Annotated in this window: 19 protein-coding genes and 1 tRNA gene; 14 read left to right on the top strand and 6 right to left on the bottom strand. The window is 41.1% G+C overall.

All coding sequences use genetic code 11. From position 1 onward, the window contains the following. Positions 1 to 402: 402 nt before the first annotated feature. On the bottom strand, positions 403 to 1,488 hold the full coding sequence (locus M1L23_RS11425) for a glycosyltransferase family protein (protein ID WP_252627521.1): 1,086 nt from the start codon (positions 1,486 to 1,488) through the stop codon (positions 403 to 405). A gap of 174 nt (positions 1,489 to 1,662) precedes the next feature. Here M1L23_RS11425 and M1L23_RS11420 point away from each other — a divergent pair, with 174 nt between their 5' ends. The 9 genes from M1L23_RS11420 (at position 1,663) to M1L23_RS11380 (ending at position 10,241) form a co-directional block, all read left to right on the top strand. Beyond that, the gene (locus M1L23_RS11420; protein WP_252627520.1) at positions 1,663 to 2,061 is read left to right on the top strand and encodes a sugar 3,4-ketoisomerase; all 399 of its coding nucleotides are present in this window, start codon (positions 1,663 to 1,665) and stop codon (positions 2,059 to 2,061) included. Continuing rightward, positions 2,061 to 2,522, top strand: a complete 462-nt coding sequence (locus M1L23_RS15020; RefSeq protein WP_252627519.1) for an N-acetyltransferase — start codon at positions 2,061 to 2,063, stop codon at positions 2,520 to 2,522. The genes M1L23_RS11420 and M1L23_RS15020 overlap by 1 nt, the downstream gene beginning before the upstream one ends. Next, positions 2,519 to 3,616: a DegT/DnrJ/EryC1/StrS family aminotransferase gene (locus tag M1L23_RS11410; RefSeq protein WP_252627518.1), complete on the top strand. Its 1,098-nt coding sequence runs from the start codon at positions 2,519 to 2,521 to the stop codon at positions 3,614 to 3,616. The genes M1L23_RS15020 and M1L23_RS11410 overlap by 4 nt, the downstream gene beginning before the upstream one ends. A 97-nt stretch (positions 3,617 to 3,713) precedes the next feature. Then, positions 3,714 to 4,832 carry a glycosyltransferase gene (locus tag M1L23_RS11405; RefSeq protein ID WP_252627516.1) on the top strand — a complete coding sequence of 373 codons (1,119 nt, stop codon included), beginning with the start codon at positions 3,714 to 3,716 and terminating at the stop codon, positions 4,830 to 4,832. A 90-nt stretch (positions 4,833 to 4,922) separates the two neighbouring features. Then, a complete protein-coding gene (locus M1L23_RS11400; protein ID WP_252627515.1) occupies positions 4,923 to 5,792 on the top strand; it encodes a hypothetical protein in 870 nt (289 codons plus the stop codon). Between the two features lie 13 nt (positions 5,793 to 5,805). Next, on the top strand, positions 5,806 to 7,416 hold the full coding sequence (locus tag M1L23_RS11395; protein ID WP_252627514.1) for an aldolase catalytic domain-containing protein: 1,611 nt from the start codon (positions 5,806 to 5,808) through the stop codon (positions 7,414 to 7,416). Beyond that, on the top strand, positions 7,413 to 8,099 hold the full coding sequence (locus M1L23_RS11390; protein WP_252627512.1) for an acylneuraminate cytidylyltransferase family protein: 687 nt from the start codon (positions 7,413 to 7,415) through the stop codon (positions 8,097 to 8,099). The genes M1L23_RS11395 and M1L23_RS11390 overlap by 4 nt, the downstream gene beginning before the upstream one ends. Beyond that, entirely contained in the window at positions 8,096 to 8,803 is a 708-nt protein-coding gene (locus tag M1L23_RS11385) for an HAD family hydrolase (protein ID WP_252627510.1), read from the top strand. Before M1L23_RS11390 ends, M1L23_RS11385 begins: the two co-directional genes overlap by 4 nt. Further along, on the top strand, positions 8,790 to 10,241 hold the full coding sequence (locus tag M1L23_RS11380) for a glycosyltransferase (RefSeq protein WP_252627509.1): 1,452 nt from the start codon (positions 8,790 to 8,792) through the stop codon (positions 10,239 to 10,241). Before M1L23_RS11385 ends, M1L23_RS11380 begins: the two co-directional genes overlap by 14 nt. A gap of 32 nt (positions 10,242 to 10,273) precedes the next feature. On the opposite strand, the gene M1L23_RS11375 is transcribed toward M1L23_RS11380, so the two are convergent. Then, entirely contained in the window at positions 10,274 to 11,284 is a 1,011-nt protein-coding gene (locus M1L23_RS11375) for a glycosyltransferase family 2 protein (protein WP_252627508.1), read from the bottom strand. Positions 11,285 to 11,295: 11 nt separating this feature from the next. After that, complete coding sequence (gene tagD, locus M1L23_RS11370; RefSeq protein ID WP_252627506.1) at positions 11,296 to 11,709, bottom strand: glycerol-3-phosphate cytidylyltransferase; 414 nt, start codon at positions 11,707 to 11,709, stop codon at positions 11,296 to 11,298. Between the two features lie 148 nt (positions 11,710 to 11,857). Here tagD and M1L23_RS11365 point away from each other — a divergent pair, with 148 nt between their 5' ends. Both M1L23_RS11365 and M1L23_RS11360 read left to right on the top strand, forming a co-directional pair. Next, positions 11,858 to 12,790, top strand: coding sequence for a nucleoside-diphosphate sugar epimerase/dehydratase (locus M1L23_RS11365; RefSeq protein WP_252627504.1), 933 nt, complete (start codon positions 11,858 to 11,860; stop codon positions 12,788 to 12,790). A 136-nt stretch (positions 12,791 to 12,926) separates the two neighbouring features. After that, positions 12,927 to 13,003: transfer RNA gene (locus tag M1L23_RS11360), tRNA-Trp, on the top strand. Positions 13,004 to 13,020: 17 nt separating this feature from the next. Here M1L23_RS11360 and rimI read toward each other — a convergent pair. Genes rimI through serB form a run of 3 tightly spaced genes read right to left on the bottom strand, consistent with a single transcriptional unit; the run spans position 13,021 to position 14,596 of the window. Beyond that, on the bottom strand, positions 13,021 to 13,488 hold the full coding sequence (gene rimI, locus M1L23_RS11355) for a ribosomal protein S18-alanine N-acetyltransferase (protein ID WP_252627503.1): 468 nt from the start codon (positions 13,486 to 13,488) through the stop codon (positions 13,021 to 13,023). Positions 13,489 to 13,495: 7 nt separating this feature from the next. Continuing rightward, entirely contained in the window at positions 13,496 to 13,930 is a 435-nt protein-coding gene (locus M1L23_RS11350; RefSeq protein WP_252627502.1) for a hypothetical protein, read from the bottom strand. A gap of 6 nt (positions 13,931 to 13,936) precedes the next feature. Continuing rightward, positions 13,937 to 14,596 (bottom strand): phosphoserine phosphatase SerB, encoded by a 660-nt coding sequence (serB, locus tag M1L23_RS11345; protein WP_252627501.1) that lies wholly within the window; start codon positions 14,594 to 14,596, stop codon positions 13,937 to 13,939. A gap of 85 nt (positions 14,597 to 14,681) precedes the next feature. Here serB and M1L23_RS11340 point away from each other — a divergent pair, with 85 nt between their 5' ends. From M1L23_RS11340 to M1L23_RS11330, 3 genes are all read left to right on the top strand, one after another. Further along, positions 14,682 to 15,347, top strand: a complete 666-nt coding sequence (locus M1L23_RS11340; protein ID WP_252627499.1) for an AhpA/YtjB family protein — start codon at positions 14,682 to 14,684, stop codon at positions 15,345 to 15,347. After that, positions 15,304 to 16,107: a TatD family hydrolase gene (locus tag M1L23_RS11335; protein WP_252627497.1), complete on the top strand. Its 804-nt coding sequence runs from the start codon at positions 15,304 to 15,306 to the stop codon at positions 16,105 to 16,107. Before M1L23_RS11340 ends, M1L23_RS11335 begins: the two co-directional genes overlap by 44 nt. Positions 16,108 to 16,205: 98 nt before the next feature. After that, positions 16,206 to 18,251 carry a S9 family peptidase gene (locus M1L23_RS11330; RefSeq protein WP_252627496.1) on the top strand — a complete coding sequence of 682 codons (2,046 nt, stop codon included), beginning with the start codon at positions 16,206 to 16,208 and terminating at the stop codon, positions 18,249 to 18,251. Positions 18,252 to 18,328: the final 77 nt, after the last annotated feature.

The following is an 18,328-nucleotide window of genomic DNA, read 5'->3' as shown; positions in this document are numbered from 1 at the left end:
GCTGAGTGAGCACTTTTGTGGATCACTTTGTAGTCGGCGTCTGAAGTATAAAATTAGCTAAGGGTGGATCACTTTTACTCCGTTGTTTTTAGGACAAAAGTGGATCAGTTTTCACCCGTTGTTGACAACTCCACGATTATAGACTCTTTTTGCGACACTCCTGTTTTTACTATCACTGATTTATTAAGTGACAATATACACATAGATACAGTTGTTTTGGCTACAGAAAGACATACTGAAAGTATGATAGAGGATTTGTCGAAAGCAAACTTGCTAGGGGGGCTTGACATTATACCATTCGATCCTGAGTGTACTCAGACTTATTTTAAATAGTATAACTAGTTGTTGTTTTGTTAAACCTGTAATTTTAACAAAGCAACATTTCCCAAAGTTAACTTTTTGTTATAGATATTCGACAAATTTTTTGAAGTTGTTAAAATATATCGTGCTGCTGTACAGTCTTGAAATTTTAAGCTGTGCATTTTTGCGAATTTTGTCGTAGCGTTCCCAGTGGTTTAGAACTTCATCTAATACTTCATTCAGCTCCTCCAAACCATTGTAAGAAATGTAGTCTTCCCCATCCACAAAGCCCGCTGGATAAGTGCCGCGCTCTGATACTAATAGTGCACCATGCCCTATAGCCTCAAATACTCTGGCATTGCTTTTATAGTGTTGGTTATTATCGCCATAGGTATTGACCACTACTTTCGTTCGCTTTAGCTTTTCATGCAGCGTCTCTGCAAAAACTGGCGCTTTGATTAAACTTAAGTAATCACTTAATGACTCTTCCGCACTTTTATTGGCTACTTGCAAGTAAACTTCAATTTTGTCATTGCCATGTAATTTTCGTTTCAAAAGCCCTTGAATCACTTTCTTTCTATTTTGGAATATACTCTCTAAATACTGTCCGTAGAAAAGTATGTCAATATCTCGCTCCGAACCTACGCTATTTTTCAACCATCTATTAGGTATTCCCGGTTGCAACTCCAAAGCAGGGATGCCGTTTAGATTCCAGTGATTCACAAAGGGTCTGTGTAATGATGTATGACCATGATATTCAGGAAATGTCATGGCATATTCCTTAATGTACGAGTTCCAGCAAATATATCGAATATTATCTTTGCCATATATGGCAATAAGCTCTTTGATAAAGTCTGTATCAACAAATGGAGACATATCAAAAATAACATCAGGTTGTACAGACTCAATTTGAGCTAGTCTTATATTGCGAAGGGAGCTATCGTCAGGCAAGTTGTTCTCTTTAGCCCAAAGGTTTTGTACACGTCTGTAGTCCCAGATGTTAAAAAAAGTACTGTCATCAGTATTTACTGGAGGATCAAGGATGTATGACTGATAGTAACCATGTTGACGTAAATGATCATTGAGTTGCGTAAATGTTAGCTCAGGTTGATCACCGGGCTTAAAATCCTTCTCATATTGACGAGCATACCCTGAGTATATGTGAAGAGATTGATAGAATTTTGTCATAGGTTACTTTTATGTTGAGAAGTCTACACATCGAAGTGATGTACAATATTATTAAATAATATAGCGATAGGTACGATAAAGAACAAGATGTTAGACATTTTATTACTTTACCAAAAGTGACTACAAACGAGGAAAACTTCAGTGGTTGCGATAAATGCTTTCAAAGGTGAATAAATGAGTTTATTGAAGTTTATAGATTTCCCCCCACTCGGTGATGAACGGGGTTCTTTAGTTGCACTTGAGGGTAACAAAAACGTACCATTTACTATCAAGCGAGTATATTACATTTTTGATACAAAAAAGGGTGTCAGCAGGGGCTTTCATGCGCATAAAAAACTACAGCAAGTGGTAATTTGTATTGCTGGCAGCTGCCGTATGGTAGTAGACGATGGAGCAACTCGTGAAGAGGCTTGGTTAAATTCGTCCTTAAAAGGGCTTTTGATTAATGGCTTCGTATGGAGAGAAATGCATGACTTTAGTGATGACTGCATTTTGTTGGTACTCGCAAGTGAACATTATGATGAAGCAGATTACATTAGAAACTACGAAAACTTCTTAAAGGAGGTTAGTTAGTGGTTTTCATACATGAATTATCTGATGTGCAAAGTGAAAGTATTGGCGTGGGTACATCAATTTGGCAATATTGTGTTGTCCTTCCAAAGGCGGTCATAGGAGACAATTGTAACATTAACGCGCAGGTTTTTATTGAGAATGATGTCATTATTGGAAGTAATGTAACTATTAAGCCTGGCGTTCAGTTATGGGATGGAACGAGGGTAGAAGATGATGTGTTTATTGGCCCAAATGCAACTTTTACCAATGATTTGTATCCACGGTCTAAACAACATCAATTTAAGCTCGCTGGTATAACCATTCGCTCAGGAGCAAGCATTGGTGCAAATGCAACCATTTTACCTGGCGTGACAGTAGGCGCAGGAGCATTGGTAGGTGCAGGCGCAGTGGTCACTAAATCCGTTCCTGAAAATGCTATTGTTGCTGGTAATCCTGCGAAAATAATTAGGTACCTTAAATGATTCCATTTTTAGATTTGAAATCTATAAATCAACAATATCGTGATGAATTAATTTTAGCCGTAAGTAAAGTTATTGACTCGGGTTGGTATATTGGGGGATCTGAGCTAAACAGTTTTGAGTACGAGTTTGCATCGTACTGTGGTGCCAAACATGCAATCGGCGTTGGAAATGGGTTGGATGCTTTGAGTTTAACTATTCGAGCATGGATTGCTATGGGAAAACTTAAAGAAGGAGATGAAGTAATTGTTCCTTCAAACACGTTTATTGCGACTATTTTGGCCGTCACCGAGCACAAATTGACTCCCATACTTGTTGAGCCAGATCCAAAAACATATAACCTTTGCCCTTATAAGCTGAAGCGAGCTATTACCAATAAAACGCGATTAGTTATGCCAGTTCACTTGTATGGTCGAGCTGCTGATATGCCAGCGATAATGGATATTGCTAACAAATATTCACTTTTGGTTTTGGAAGATGCGGCACAAGCCCACGGTGCAGAGCTGCATGGGAAGAGAGTTGGCACTTGGGGAGATGCTAGTGGCTTTAGTTTTTATCCTGGCAAGAACCTTGGTGCGATAGGTGATGCGGGCGCTGTTACAACTGGGGACAGCGAGCTAGAAACTATGATTCGGTCTTTAGGAAACTACGGAAGTACTCGTAAGTATGAGCATAAATACCAAGGTGTGAATAGCAGGCTGGATGAGATACAGGCTGCTGTTCTGCGTGTCAAGCTGAAATACTTGGATATCGAAATATCTAAAAGACGCAAAGCGGCTAAAATTTACTTGGAGCATATCCATAACCCACTAATTTATCTTCCTGAACTAGGTAATAAAGACAATGTTTGGCATTTGTTTGTGGTTCGAACAGCAAAGCGAGCAGAGCTACAGCAACACTTAGAAAAACATAATATTCAAAGTTTGATTCATTACCCAATACCTCCTCATCGTCAGGGTGCTTATAGACAAACTGGCAAGGTTAGCTATCCACTTACCGACTCTATACATAATGAAGTATTAAGTTTGCCTATGGGCCCCACCTTGCCAATTGATGATATCGAGTATATATCTGCTATTTGTAACGATTTTCGTTAGTTTCGTAGTGTATTAACAGTAGGTTAAAGTGTAGCTGCAGAACTCTAAGACTTATATTGAGATAGTTAAAAATGATAATTAAAATAAAGGTAAGTAAATGCCAAATGAGTCCCCTGTAGTTACAGTAATTATCCCCAGTTTTAACCATGCGCAGTTTATTAAAGAAACTATTTTAAGCGTCATTAATCAAGACTATAAAAAGATAGAGCTACTAATTATTGATGATGGCTCTTCTGATGCTTCAGTTGAAGTAATTCAGAGGTTATCTGAGCTGTGCCACGCAAGGTTTGTTAGGTTTCAGACGAGGTATAGAGAGAATAAAGGCCTGTGTGCAACTTTAAATGAAGCTCTGGATTGGAGCCGTGGCAAGTACTTTGCTCCCATAGCTTCAGACGACGTGCTGCTGCAGCACAAAACATCATTTTTAGTTGAAAAATTAGAAACAACAAATCACAACGCAGCATTTGGGGTCATGCGAGAGATCGGAGCTATAGTCAATAACAAAATGAAGTTAAACAGGGTGTTAACGCACACATTTAGTGACTTAATGCGGCATATAAACATGCCTAACGCTCCCGGGGCTATGATCTTGACTAGCAAGTTAAAAGAAATAGGTGGGTACCCCGAAAACATAAAAATTGAAGACTGGTATATGTGGCTGAAGTTGACAGAAAAAGGTGAGGTGTTGAGAACATATCCAGAAGAAGTTGCCTTATATCGACGGCATGAAGATAACACAAGCTCTAAACTTTGGTTGATGCATACAAACAGGGTTAAAGTTTTGAGTTTTTTTAGTGACAGCAAAGATTACAAAATTGCATTGTCGAAAATAAATGTACTTTTTTTTAGGGATGTAGTTAATGCAAATCAAAGCAGCCTTTGTAAGGAAGCCTCTCTGGAGTATAAAAGGTTATACGATAAGGTGAGCGAACAAGTATTAGCGCTTGCTGAGAAACATAGCAACATTGCTGTTTATGGCTTTGGTACTATCGGGAATATTATTATTAATATATTAGGTAGAGATTGTTTAGTATTTGATAAGTCTACTGCTTTGCATAATGCTGATAAAAACATTTTTCCTCCCGAACACCTTATAAACTATCAAATTGATAGGCTAGTTCTAGCTTCTGTAGGTTATGAAGATAAGGTTATAGCTAAATTAATTGCTAATAACCTAATAGCTAGAAAAAAAATAGTACAACTAGACTTTTTGTGATGTAAAAAGCTGGCCTTTAAATGGCTTTCGAAAGTTATCTCTTAAACTAGCTGGATCTTTCTAGCCTTATCATTATGGATGGTTATAAATATGACAAGCCTTTCTTTTAAGATAGCATTTTGGCTACTATCACGTCGCAATTTTTCCAAATCCCGTAAGTTAGGCGGTGTAGATTTAAAAAGTTATCAACATCCAAAGATTCATAATAATTGTTTAGTTATTGGTAATGGGCCATCACTAAAGAAAGACATTTCTGCATTAACTGCTCAGATTGGTAATGTAGACTTTGTTACCGTCAACCACTTTAGTGAAGATCCAGTTTTCTCAGAATTGAAGCCAAGTAAACATGTGTTATTAGACGCTTACTTTTGGGCTGATGACACCGCCGAAGAATTGAAGGAAAAGCGTGAGGTTTTCTTTAAAAGTTTGACTACAGTTAACTGGCCATTAAAAATATATGTTCCAATTATTTCAAATCAAAAATTTCTTCGTCAATCTATTAATAATAAAAATATCACTTTGGTTTTTTTTGGTGGTTGTCCTGTTTGTAGTATCCCAATAAAAATATCAACATCTGTAACTACTCACCTATATGAGACTACGGACTTAATCCCACCACTTTTCAATGTGTTGATTTATGCGACTTACATTGCAGTATTAACAGGATACTCTAACATTGATATATATGGTGCTGATTTAAGCTTTCATATGGATGCCCAAGTTAATCAACAAACTAACGAGCTACTTATTTCATATACGCATTACTATGGTAAAACAAAACTTGTCCCCATGCGAAAAAATCCGCAACGGAAATTACCTTTTACAATGCATGAATTAATGTCGGTAACAGCCGATACATATTATGCCCACAAATCTATATATTTGATGGCTAAAAGTCGCAACATAGTTATTAAAAACAAATCCTCTTTTTCACTCATTGACGTATATCCAAGAGCTTAAAGGCGAGAATTATATGTTTATTCTTGATTGCACACTTAGAGACGGTGGCTACTACAACAAGTGGAACTTTGAACTAGATGTAGTCAACCGCTATCTTCGAGCTATGGCCGCTGCACAGGTAAATATTGTTGAACTCGGCTTACGCTCGTTAATTAACGATGGTTTTAAAGGGCCGAACGCTTATACTACTGATATGTATTTAGAACAATTAGATATAGATCCAAGTTTGCAGGTTGCTGTGATGGTGAATGCAGCAGAACTCTTAAAGAGCGACAATATACCAGTAACCTTAAAAAAAATGTTCCCTGTGTCGGCAGCACAATCTCCGGTTGATATTGTGCGACTCGCTTGCCACAGCCACGAAATAGAAGCAACCTTGCCTGCCGTATTTTGGTTGAAAAATCAGGGTTATAAGGTTGGCCTTAATATGATGCAAATATCTGATTTGAGTACTACTCATATTGGTACTTACGCTAAGCAAATTAGTACCGCCCCTGTCGATGTGTTGTACTTTGCTGATAGCTTGGGCAGCATGTGCGCTACACATGTAAATACAGTGATTCAAGCTTTACGTCAGGGTTGGGAAGGAGACATAGGTATTCATACTCATGATAATATTGGTTTGGCACTACAAAACTCCATCGCAGCCATTGACTCAGGGGCTCTGTGGGTGGACTGTACTGTTACTGGGATGGGACGTGGGCCTGGGAATGCTAAAACTGAAGAATTATTAATTGAAACTACTCGTTCAGAACTGAGTGATATGGTTCCGTTATTAAAGCTTATTAGCTCTTATTTTGCACCATTAAAACATCAAAGCGGTTGGGGTACGAATCCATTCTATTACCTAAGTGGGAAACTTGGGATTCACCCCAGTTACGTTCAAGAAATGATGAATGATTCGCGCTACAGCGAAGAGGATATTATCGCTGCTCTAGATAAACTTAAAGGGCAGCAAGGCAAAAGTTTTGATATGCGTCAACTCTCACGCCAGCCGCAATCATACAATTCAGTTCAGTATACTGAGTGGTCACCGAAAACTGCTTTCTCTGGGCGTGTTATTTTGCTGCTGGGTACAGGTCCAAGTGTAAATGAGCATCGTGTGGCAATTGAAGACTATATAAGGAACAATCGGCCTGTTGTTATTGCTCTTAACACTCAGTCATCTATTGCACAAGAACATATTGACTATCGTATAGCCTGCCATCCTATCCGATTACTCGCAGACCTAGAGCAACTATTAAAGTTACCACAACCACTCATAACGCCCTTGGGCTTATTGCCTACTCAGATCAGTGCGCGGCTGGAAAAAAGTAAACAGATATTAAATTTCGGTATGCATGTTAGTGACGATTTTTTCTCATTTTCACTTACAAGCTGTCATATTCCAACTAGTTTAGTCATTGGCTATGCACTGGCTGCACTTGCTTCTGCTAACGTAGAACAAGTACTCATGGCCGGCTTTGATGGCTATGCTGGAGATGATCGGCGCAATCTCGAAATGAACCAACTGTTACAACAATATCAGTCAACGGCAGGTGCCAGTCCGTTGCTGGCGGTTACTCAAACTCGCTATGAAATTCCTCAAGCGAGCATCTACGGATTATGTGGAGGCAACGTATGAGTATGACTGCTTTTCTACCCTGTCGACAAGGTAGCCAACGAATCCCAAATAAGAACTGGAAGCGTTTTGCTAATGTGCGTATGGGGTTAATTGAAATTAAACTTGCTCAGTTACTTGATTGTGATGTTATTAACCAAGTAGTACTTTCTACAGACGACCCAGTTATTCTAGATTATGCGGTTAATCTTAAAAATACCAAATTAACAATTCATAAGCGGCAGACACAGCTTAGTCAAAATACAACTGAGACCAATGAGTTGGTAAATCATGCTTTAGACTTAATACCAAACGGAGATATTCTTTGGACTCATGTGACTTCTCCGTTTGTTAAAAACACCCAATATGCTGCACTAATTGCTACCTATTATGAGGCACTTAAACATGGCTACGACTCATTGATGACAACTACAGCGCATCAAGGTTTTTTTTGGTTTCATGAACAACCCATTAACTATGATAGACAACTTAACCAATGGCCTCGTACACAAACATTGGAGCCGGTACATGAAGTTAATAGTTGTGCATTTATAAGCTCAGCCGCTAATTACCGCAACTACAATGATCGTATTGGAAACAAAGTTAAGTTATATCCTATGAGTCGCTTTGAGGGCTTTGACATAGACTGGCCTGAAGACTTCAAGCTGGCAGAGCTGCTTCTAACAGAGAAGCTAGTTAGTTTATGAAGCCCTATTATAAACATTATTTATTTGATTGCGATGGCGTTATATTAGATGCAAATCGAGTTAAAACAGATGCCTTCAGAGCCTGCGCAAAAGCATACGGTAGTTCAGCTGCTGAGGACTTAGTAGCGTATCACCTGTCTACTGGGGGAGTATCCCGTTACCAAAAATTTCGCTGGCTACTAGATAAATACTCACCGTGTTCCGACAAAGCTGATTACCAAGTGTTACTCGATTGTTATGCGCAACGAGTATACGAACAATTGCTTCTTTGTGATATAGCTCCTGGATTATCTGACTTTAGAGCTCAAACAGCTCAAAGTAGCTGGACCATTATTTCAGGTGGTGACCAAAACGAGCTAAGAGATGTCTTCGAACAAAGAAGCTTGTCATCATTATTCGATGGTGGTATTTACGGAAGCCCAATAGACAAGATGGAGCATCTAGAGCGATTAATTATAGCTGGTATGCAAGCTGATGAAGCTTTATTTATTGGTGATAGTATGTACGACCTTACCTGTGCTAAAGCATTTTCAATTGATTCTGTATTCCTATCAGATTGGAGTGAAATAATTCCAGTACAAGTAAAAGCTGAAGCGCCCCAAACAGTAATATTTAAGAATATTTCTGAAATGTCAAAAGTGTTTAAAAATATTGGCAGGATCATGCCCATACAAGTGCAGGATTTAAATCATGGAAATAAATGATACTACTGATAATGCGAATATTAACTTACCGCGCGTTTCGATGATATTGCTTGTTTTTCAGCAAGAAGAGTATGTAAAAGAAGCTATTTCTGGAGCACTTGCGCAGGACTATAGCAATCTACAAATAATAATTTCAGATGACGCCTCTACTGATCATTCAGTAGATATAATAATGAGTGAAATTGAAGGCTATAAAGGTCCGCACTGTATTAAAGTAAATTTAAACGAAGCGAACTTAGGAATTGGAAATCATTTTAAATTTATTATGGATAACCTTATAGAAGGAGAGGTTATAGTAGCTGCTGCTGGTGATGATATCTCCGCTCCAAATCGTGTAAGTCGTCTTGTCGAAGTATGGCTAGCCAATGGTAAACCTGAAGTTATTGCGCATGGCTTAAATGAAATAGACCAATATGGTAATGATCTTCAAACGGATAGAACACAGCAGTATCTTTGGCAAAGAAATCTGCAAGAATTAAGCTCTTTTGAAAGGTTAAATGTTTATTTAGATAGTCCGTATCCAATTCCTTTTGTTGGCGCAGCACTAGCTTATTCTAGAGAGTTGTATTTACGATTTGGTACACCTTATTATGCACCCGATTACGAAGACCATTTAATGTACTTTCGCTCATTGTTAGGTGGGGATTTATTCTATTTACAAGAGCCTCTTATATATTATAGACGGCACCCCAATAATTTTGGTAAAAAAGTGAGCGGAAAAACACCAGAAATAATCAAATTGGTACTTGGTGAAAATAATCTAAGAATTCCAAGCTCTGGTTTTTCGCAATATCGCTTTCATATCTTAGCGTGTCAACAATTTGAAGACTATATTAAAGCCTTACGAGTGGGTCTATTAAATTTAGATCTAGAACAGGCTTTAAAACTAATACGAAGAATAACACGCGAACATGATAAGATTTTATATAAACATGCTGGCTGGAAAGGTAAGTACAACCTAATATCGACCGATTTTAGGTTGCTCATCCGTTATTTGCCCTCACGTTGGAAATATGGTGTTCAACGTGCAGCTAATATTAATTACTTAAGCAAAATACGCATTGTAATTTTTGGCGCCGGTGCAGCGGGACAATTGACATTAATTAAACTTCCTGAGCAATTTGAAGTTATTGCATTCAGTGATAATGATATTGATCTACATGGTAAGAAAGTTTTAGGTGTTGAGGTAATTCCCCCCTCAAAACTTGTTTCTGGTGATTATTCTTTTGATTGTATTTTAGTAGCAAGCACCTACTACTTTCCTATAAAAAAACAATTAAGAGAGTGTTTTAAAATACCATTGATTAAAATAAGTAGGGCTCCACTTGCGCTAATTACAACACCAAGTGCTATACACTCATTCCGACGCAATACTAAACTAATAATTTTCGCATCTGCTATTATTATAGCTATAGTATCTTTAGTTAATATACTATGAGACAAGCCAAAACTGGTTTAATATAAACCTAATCAAGCTAAAATCAAAAAATCCTCATGCTCAATTAAAGCTCTTCTTTCTAGTTTGGTTTTTATTTCCATACGTACAGGTTGAGCTGCGATAATGATACCTGCTGTTTTTTGTGTCTTGATATCCTTAACAGGTAGTAACTCGCCATTAATTAATATCGGGGGTTTCACATGGCGGTCTAAAAACCCACGTATAACAAAGCCTAGATTAATTAAGTACCGGCATGACTCTATACCAAGCCCACCAGTACCATAGATCCATAATGCGCCATGAGTTTTATGTAGTTTTATTATTTCATTTATTTTAATATTGACTACAGAATGAGAATAAAATTTTGCGGCATCTGATATCGTTGTTGTTGAATAATCACTTACTCGAACTCGTACTAAATTCTCCCGAATACATCCTATTTTATTGTTCTTCTTAACTGCACTATAGAAGAGTGCATAGTCTTCACCAACCCTATAATCTGGATACCCTAAATTGATGATTGCAAGTGACCTTGCAAAGTAAGTTGCATGTATTACACATGACCACCTAAGTAAATTCACTTCGATTAATTCAGGCGTGTCGATGGCATTGTGTTCTTTCTCTTTCTCTGCTTTATATTGTTTATAGCGTTCGCTTTGTTCTACTTCAGGTGTGTCTGGAAAGTATTCAAAGTAAGATTTTATTATATCTAGGGTTGGGTTTTGCTGCATATATTGCAGTTGTTTAGCAAACCTTTCAGGATGGCTAATATCGTCGGAGTCTACTTTGGCAATGTATGGCGTATTAATCAGTTTTAATGCCTGGTTTAGGCATGCACCGACGCCTTTGTTTTCTTTATTTTGAATGAGCCTAATACGCTGGTCGTTGTATTGCTGTATTACTTCGACGGTGTTGTCTGTTGAACCGTCATCAATGATTAAAAACTCGAAGTCAGGATAGGTTTGGCTAATTATGCTGTCGATTGTTTCTTTAACATGATGCGCGCTATTATAAGTACTCATTAGTGCTGTTATTTGGGGCATTTTTCTACCTATTAAAGAAAACTCTTCTGCATCTGCACAAACACATTAATTGCCTGCTTCATGGCAGTAGACGATATGTCTTTGGTGCGGTCTAAATATACTACTTGGCAAATGTCGCTTAAATGGTCGAACTTCCCTTGCCAGTCGTCACCCATTACAAATGTATCGACTGCATGCTCAGTAATGTTTAGTCTTTTTTGGTCCCAGGTAGACTCGGGTATAACTAAGTCTACATAGCGGCAGGCTTCTAATATAGCAACTCGTTGCTCGTAAGGTACTAGCGTTACCTTGCCTTTGGTTTGGTTAAATTCATCGGTAGAAACGGCAACAATAAGTCGGTCGCCTAGTGCTCGTGCTCGCTTAAGCAGGTTGACATGCCCAATGTGAAAAAGGTCAAAGGTTCCGTACGTAATTACGGTGGTCATTCAAAAGCTACCTTTTGTGTTGTGTATATTTTGCTATCGGCTTAGAGCTTAAGTTATTTAGAGCTTTTAAACTAGTGTGACAAATGACTATAGTGGCTGCATTAGGATATGATTCATATCAGTTTTTACTGTGACTAAAGGGGAACTAATGTCTGTTCGTAAGCAAGTGATTTTATTTGGTGCAAGCCTGGGTGGTGAAAACTTCATCAAACATAATAGCCAAGTGGACGTGATAGCTTTTAGTGATAATGATTCATCGCGCTGGGGAGCTACGCTTGCCGGGCGCCCAATTATTAGCCCCTTAGATATAGCGCAGCACGACTTTGACGAAGTGATTATAACGAGCCAATGGCAAGATAGTATTAAAAACCAACTTATTCATGAGTTGAGTATTCCTGCTGCAAAGGTTGTGATTCCCAATAAAACTTACCTAAAGCCTGCTATTAAGCCTTTTACGCACGCTGCTACGTTGGCTTTTGCTCAACAGAGCTTAGGGATTATTAGCGAGTTTTTAGCTAAACACGGCATTTATGCGATGGTTGATTCGGGTACGGCCCTTGGCTTAGTGCGAGACGGTGATTTAATACCTTGGGATGATGATATTGATTTTGCTATCAATGCCAAAAATTTTGATAAGGCTGTTGAATTAACGGCTCAATTACTCGCTGCGTTACCACAAGTACCTGAAGCGCACTGGGTGGCAACAGTGATTACTTTAGCGGGAGAAGATGTTTGCATAAACTTGGACTTAGAAAGTAATGACCATGAAACGATAAAAGACATAGAAATTAGTTTGCAAAAGAGAACCGAGCGTCATGGTCGTTCTGAGTTGGACTCTTCAGCGGGTATTTTTGATGCTCCTGCGGTTCACTTTCGAACCCCTCAGCCAATAAAATATTGTGGCTATACGGTTTATTTGCCTGATGAAGTTGAAAGCTTTTTGACCTTTATGTATGGCGAATGGCGGAGCCCACAACCAAACACTAGTTTGCAAGATTATGATAATCGCTATCAACAAACGAAAGCGGACCTTAGATCTCAACAAGTAACTAAACGCCAAATTCTTAGCGCTAAAAACTAGCGCTTTGTTCACTAAACCATCACCTAAGCCTTAATGCAGTACACTTTGCAAGAAAAGCCTTGCGGGCCTAACAACGATGGGTATAATGCTTGCCGTTACTTGCGTACTTAGTGCGTACTTAGCATAAGGCATCTGCAGGGGTGTAGTTCCAATTGGTAGAACGGCGGTCTCCAAAACCGACGGCTGGGGGTTCGAGTCCCTCCACCCCTGCCATTTTCTCTTCTGTTATATCAATTCAAATCCGCTAGTCGACCATATACCAAGCCGGTTTCCCTTTCTGTTGAATTCGGTAGTGGATAATAATTTAAGCGTTTGCCTAATACTTTAAAGCCGTAGCGTTCGTATAATCGAATGGCGCTATGGTTACTTTCCCGTACGTCTAAATAAACTGGAATGGCTAATGCTAGCTGGCTTTGTTGCCAAGTACTGGCGCGCATAAGTAGGTCGTTTAACAAAACGCTACCGAAGCCTTGCCCTTGAAAATTGGGGTGCACGGCAATGTTCATCAGTGTTTGTTCGCCAGCAATATCTTGCACAATATAAAAGCCAATCAATTCATTTTCGTTATACAAGCCAATAACGCGGTAGTTACTGCCAAAGCAGCCTTGTAGCGTACGCTCTGACCAGGGTACAAGGTGGGCAACGCTTTCAATGGCGTATAAAGCAGGAATGTATTGGTAAATTGGGGCGATGATCATGACGTGGTCACTGGTTTAAAAAAGGTTTCAATTGCTGCCATAGCGCACGTTTTTCTGCGGGGCTAAGTATGTCTTTGGCAACGAAGGCACAGTCGATAATGGTTTTGTTGCCTGCGGCGCTTACTTGGGTGGGGGGTGATTCTATAAATTGGCTTAAGTCTTTTAGCCAGGGGTAGTAATTCACCGGTAGGGCCAGCGGAAACTGTAACAGCCATGGGCCGAGCTGATAAAGCACTGGCTCTTGCTCTACTGGGGGCGCTGCTACAGTGACAACGACAGCTGCAGGCGCTTCAGCGGCTACTGGTTCAACGATAGGCGCTGCTGCAGGGGTTGGTTCGGCTTGTATGTTAGCAACAGCCTCAGCAGGCGCATGGTTTAACTGGTAGCGCGGAATGCCTAGTGCATCTAAGGCCGTTGTTTGTTGTTCAGTCCACATAGTCATTTTATATTACGGCTCTTCTAACTCATGAATAATAAGGCTTAAGTCGGGGCTGTCGATACAAATGTCGGCTACTTCGCGTAGTGCGGGTTTTGCCATAAAGGCAATGCCAGTACCCGCAGCTTCAACCATGGGAATATCGTTCGCACCGTCGCCAACGGCAACCACTTGCTGGCTTTCTAGGCCGTAGGTTTGGGCTAGGGCAAGTAAAATACGCTTTTTCGCTTCGGCGTCGACGATATCGCCAATTAAACGGCCGGTCAGCTTACCTAGTTGTACTTCAAGTACATTACAGGCCACATGGTCGGCGTTAAAGCGGCGGGCGGCTTCGTCGGCAAACCAGGTAAAACCACCAGAAACGATAACAATGCGCCACCGATGCTTTTTAAACCAAGCAATAAGGCGGTCTGCGCCGGGCATATATGGCAGGTTATTACACATATCAAGAATAACCTGTTCAGGTACACCGGCTAGTTTTTCAACCCGAGCAAGTAAGGCCTCGGTAAAGTCGAGCTGGCCTTGCATGGCTGCTTCGGTAATAGCTGCAACTGCTTCACCGTAGCCGGCAGCAGCGGCTATGGCGTCTATACTTTCCATGTCAATCAGGGTCGAGTCCATATCAAACACGGCAAGCCCTGGCACGTGCATATTCGGTTTTATGTGGCGCATTTTATTTGAACCATGACATTAACAGTTGCTTGTATAGTAGCAGAATATCGTTGTCACTCCACAGACCTTCGGCTAAAGTGAAGCCATGCAAAAGGAAATAGTTATAAAACGTAGCTTTCGCTGGTATTTCAACGAAGACCGCTGGTTGCGCTTAGGTTTATATATGGGGGTTGCGGCATTACTGCTTTCAGCCATTGCCAACGTGTGGTTGCAAGTAAATCAGCGTGGTGAAGAAGCGTTAATGGCTCATACGGAACGGCTTGCACGCCTTATATTGGCGCAAGCACGGCATGAGTCGCAAATTTGGTTTTTAGAAAATAACGACGACGCATTGCGCAGCTTAGCGCAACACTTACAACAGCAAGACGAAATACTTGAAGTGGCTATTCAAGACCGATTAGGTAGAACGGTAGTGCGGGCTGGGCACGAACAGCCGCTGTATAACTATTTAAATGCACTCCCAGAAATTATTTGGGCGGTGCCTATGGTTGAAGAGGTGCTCGACAGCGACGATCAAAGCGCGGAACTACTTGGTTTTGTGCGCATAACCTTTGACTACGACCGAATTATGTCGGAATCAAGGCCTTTTCATCGCTCGATTCTAAGTGAAAGTGCTTATTTACTTATTCTGGCGTTTTTTGCTGGTGTTATGGTTGCCACCGCCTTTGTTCGTCGCCGCCAGCCGGTATTAATACGCCGAGTTCGTAGTGAAAGTAATAACCCCGAAAATAACCATGATCGAGCTAATTGATTCTCACTGCCATCTTGATTTTGCTGAGTTTGACCATGACCGCAATGCGGTAGTTGCTGCCGCGAAACAAGCAGGGGTGAGCGCTTTTGTGGTGCCGGGTATAAGCCGCCAGCAATGGCCGCGGTTACTAGAATTAGCACAGCAGCATGCTGGTTGGCATTTAGCCTTTGGCTTACATCCTTACTTTATTGCCCAGCATGTGCCTGCAGACCTTATGCATTTAGAACTGTTGTTGCGGCAAAACCCTGATGCAGCCGTGGGTGAAATTGGTCTTGATGCCACCTGCGCGCAACCTGCGTTACAATTGAACTTATTACGTGCGCAGTTAAATTTGGCCGCTGAACTACAACGGCCGGTTATTTTACACCACCGCAAAACACTCGACACCTTATTAGCCGAGGTTAAAGTAATCGGCAAGGTACAGGGATTAACGGGAATAGTGCATGCATTTAGTGGTAGTAGCGAACAAGCGCAAGCATGGGCTGATATTGGCTTCAAACTTGGGGTAGGTGGTGTAATTACCTATCCGCGCGCGAATAAAACCCGCACCGCAATTAGTCAGGCGCCGCTAACTAGCCTGGTGCTAGAAACCGATAGCCCTGACATGCCCTTAATGGGCTTTCAAGGTCAGCGCAATGAGCCTTCACGTGTACGCATTGTGTTTGACGCTCTTTGCGAGCTTCGTGAAGAAAGCCCAGCTGAAATTGCCACCCAACTATTAATAAATACCCAGTCTGTTTTTCCTAAAGTCTCAATTTGATAGGGTTTCATCGCCTTTGCACTATCCGCTATCCTAGCGATTAGTGTAATGTTTAGTTAATGTAAGTAAATCGCGTTATCTCTAGAAAAGGAGTACCCATGGTGCGTACTTTATTAATTGTTCTTGTTAGCTTTATTGCATTTACTGCGCAGGCGTTGGTACAAAACGCTAATGCAGAAAACGTAACCCCGCTACAATTTGACGATGTGTTTGAAATTGAATTTGCCGCCGACCCTCAACCTAGCCCCAACGGCGAGCAGGTTATATTCGTACGTAATTGGATGGACAGAAATACTGACCGTCGCCGCAGCTCCTTGTGGATTATGGCCAGTGACGGTTCTAATTTGCAGGCGTTAACCGATCGCAATATTGATGCTTATTCGCCACGTTGGTCGCCAACAGGTGATCGGGTTGCCTTTTTGTCTGGTGGCCAAATTCATATACTGTGGCTTGATTCGGGCCGTACCGCACAATTGTCTACCACAACCAATAGCCCGGGTAACTTAAGCTGGTCGCCAAATGGGCAATGGTTAGCATTTTCAATGTTTACTCCAGAAGTAAAAGCGGCACCGGTGAGCTTGCCAGGCAAACCGACGGGTGCAAGTTGGGCCGAGCCAGCGAAGTATATTGATAACATGAACTATCGCGCCGATGGGGCAGGCTATTTGGCTTCAGGCTATCAGCAAATTTATATTATGCCGGCTCAGGGCGGCAGCGTTACGCAATTAACCGAAGGCAACTTTAACCATGGGGGTGAGCTGGCGTGGCTCCCAGATAGCAGCGCGCTGTTCTTTTCGGCGAATCGCTATGACAACTGGCAAGAGCAGCCCCTTAATAGTGAATTGTTTCAGCTTAATATAGCCTCACGGGAGCTCACACAATTAACAGATCGAGTTGGTCCAGACAGTCAGCCTAAAGTGTCGCCCAATGGCCGCTACATTGCTTATGTAGGTTTTGATGACCGTCGCTTATCGAGCCAGGTAAGCCATTTGTATGTAATGAATATCGATGGCTCGAATAGTCGCGCATTAACGCCAGACTTAGATCGCAGCATTAGTGACTTTGCCTGGAAAGAAAATAGTCGTGGGCTGATTGTTTCTTATGACGACAAAGGCACGGGAATTTTAGCTGAGCAAACCTTACGTGGTGCTCATAAAGTTCTTACCAATGACTTAGGTGGCCTTTCTTATAGTCGCCCATACTCCGGCGGGCAGTTTGCTTTGGGCGCGAAAGACAAGCTGTATTACACCCAAAGTAGCACTCAGCGCCCGGCAGAACTAGCCACTATCGTTAATGGCAGAACAACGACGCTTACCCAGTTAAACCAAGACTTTGTAGCCAATCGTACTATTGGTGAAGTGGAAGAGTTTTGGTATAACTCGTCGGTAGATGAAAAACCAATTCAAGGCTGGGTTATGTACCCGCCAGGTTTTGACACTAGCAAGCAGTACCCACTAATTTTAGAAATACATGGTGGCCCACATACAGCCTATGGCCCTGTATTTGCTATGGAACTACAGTTAATGGCAGCCCAGGGCTATGTGGTGCTTTATACCAACCCGCGTGGTAGTACTAGTTATGGCGAAGACTTTGCCAATGAAATTCATCATAACTACCCAAGCTATGACTTTAACGACTTAATGGACGGCGTTGATCAGGTTATTAGCCGCGGTTTTATTAACGAAAACGAATTGTTTGTAACCGGTGGTAGTGGCGGTGGTGTGTTAACCACTTGGACCATTGGCCATACGGATCGTTTTGCTGCAGCTGTGGCAGTGAACCCAGTTATTAACTGGTATAGTTTTGTGCTTAATGCCGACATGTATAACTACTTTACCCAGTACTGGTTTCCAGGCTTACCGTGGGACATGCCAGAGCATTACTTGAAGTATTCGCCAATTTCTTATGTGGGCAAGGTAACCACGCCGACTATGCTTTTTACTGGCGAGTCGGACCACCGCACACCAATTTCAGAAACCGAGCAGTATTACCAAGCGTTACAGTTACGTGGTATTGAGTCGGCTATGGTGCGAGTGCCAGGGGCGTCGCATTCGTTACACGCGCGGCCAAGTAACTTAATGGCAAAACCTGCTTATGTAACCTATTGGTTTAACAAGTACCGAGAAAGTACAAAAGCAGAATAAAGTAGATTTAGAAAAAAGTAAGCTCGGGCTAACTATTTAAACAGTGAGCGCCGAGCTTTTTTATGAAGGATTAAGAA

This window comes from Aliidiomarina quisquiliarum, from assembly GCF_023922585.1.
Taxonomy (GTDB): domain Bacteria; phylum Pseudomonadota; class Gammaproteobacteria; order Enterobacterales; family Alteromonadaceae; genus Aliidiomarina; species Aliidiomarina quisquiliarum.
The sequence above is the reverse complement of the archived record's forward strand: the minus strand, read 5'-3'. Positions and strand labels throughout refer to the sequence as shown.

Coding starts and splice junctions, on each gene's coding strand:
- M1L23_RS11425 (WP_252627521.1), bottom strand. CDS start 1,488: ATGACAAAATTCTATCAATCTCTTCACATATACTCAGGGTATGCTCGT.
- M1L23_RS11420 (WP_252627520.1), top strand. CDS start 1,663: ATGAGTTTATTGAAGTTTATAGATTTCCCCCCACTCGGTGATGAACGG.
- M1L23_RS11410 (WP_252627518.1), top strand. CDS start 2,519: ATGATTCCATTTTTAGATTTGAAATCTATAAATCAACAATATCGTGAT.
- M1L23_RS11405 (WP_252627516.1), top strand. CDS start 3,714: ATGCCAAATGAGTCCCCTGTAGTTACAGTAATTATCCCCAGTTTTAAC.
- M1L23_RS11400 (WP_252627515.1), top strand. CDS start 4,923: ATGACAAGCCTTTCTTTTAAGATAGCATTTTGGCTACTATCACGTCGC.
- M1L23_RS11395 (WP_252627514.1), top strand. CDS start 5,806: ATGTTTATTCTTGATTGCACACTTAGAGACGGTGGCTACTACAACAAG.
- M1L23_RS11390 (WP_252627512.1), top strand. CDS start 7,413: ATGAGTATGACTGCTTTTCTACCCTGTCGACAAGGTAGCCAACGAATC.
- M1L23_RS11385 (WP_252627510.1), top strand. CDS start 8,096: ATGAAGCCCTATTATAAACATTATTTATTTGATTGCGATGGCGTTATA.
- M1L23_RS11380 (WP_252627509.1), top strand. CDS start 8,790: ATGGAAATAAATGATACTACTGATAATGCGAATATTAACTTACCGCGC.
- M1L23_RS11375 (WP_252627508.1), bottom strand. CDS start 11,284: ATGCCCCAAATAACAGCACTAATGAGTACTTATAATAGCGCGCATCAT.
- tagD (WP_252627506.1), bottom strand. CDS start 11,709: ATGACCACCGTAATTACGTACGGAACCTTTGACCTTTTTCACATTGGG.
- M1L23_RS11365 (WP_252627504.1), top strand. CDS start 11,858: ATGTCTGTTCGTAAGCAAGTGATTTTATTTGGTGCAAGCCTGGGTGGT.
- rimI (WP_252627503.1), bottom strand. CDS start 13,488: ATGATCATCGCCCCAATTTACCAATACATTCCTGCTTTATACGCCATT.
- M1L23_RS11350 (WP_252627502.1), bottom strand. CDS start 13,930: ATGACTATGTGGACTGAACAACAAACAACGGCCTTAGATGCACTAGGC.
- serB (WP_252627501.1), bottom strand. CDS start 14,596: ATGCGCCACATAAAACCGAATATGCACGTGCCAGGGCTTGCCGTGTTT.
- M1L23_RS11340 (WP_252627499.1), top strand. CDS start 14,682: ATGCAAAAGGAAATAGTTATAAAACGTAGCTTTCGCTGGTATTTCAAC.
- M1L23_RS11330 (WP_252627496.1), top strand. CDS start 16,206: ATGGTGCGTACTTTATTAATTGTTCTTGTTAGCTTTATTGCATTTACT.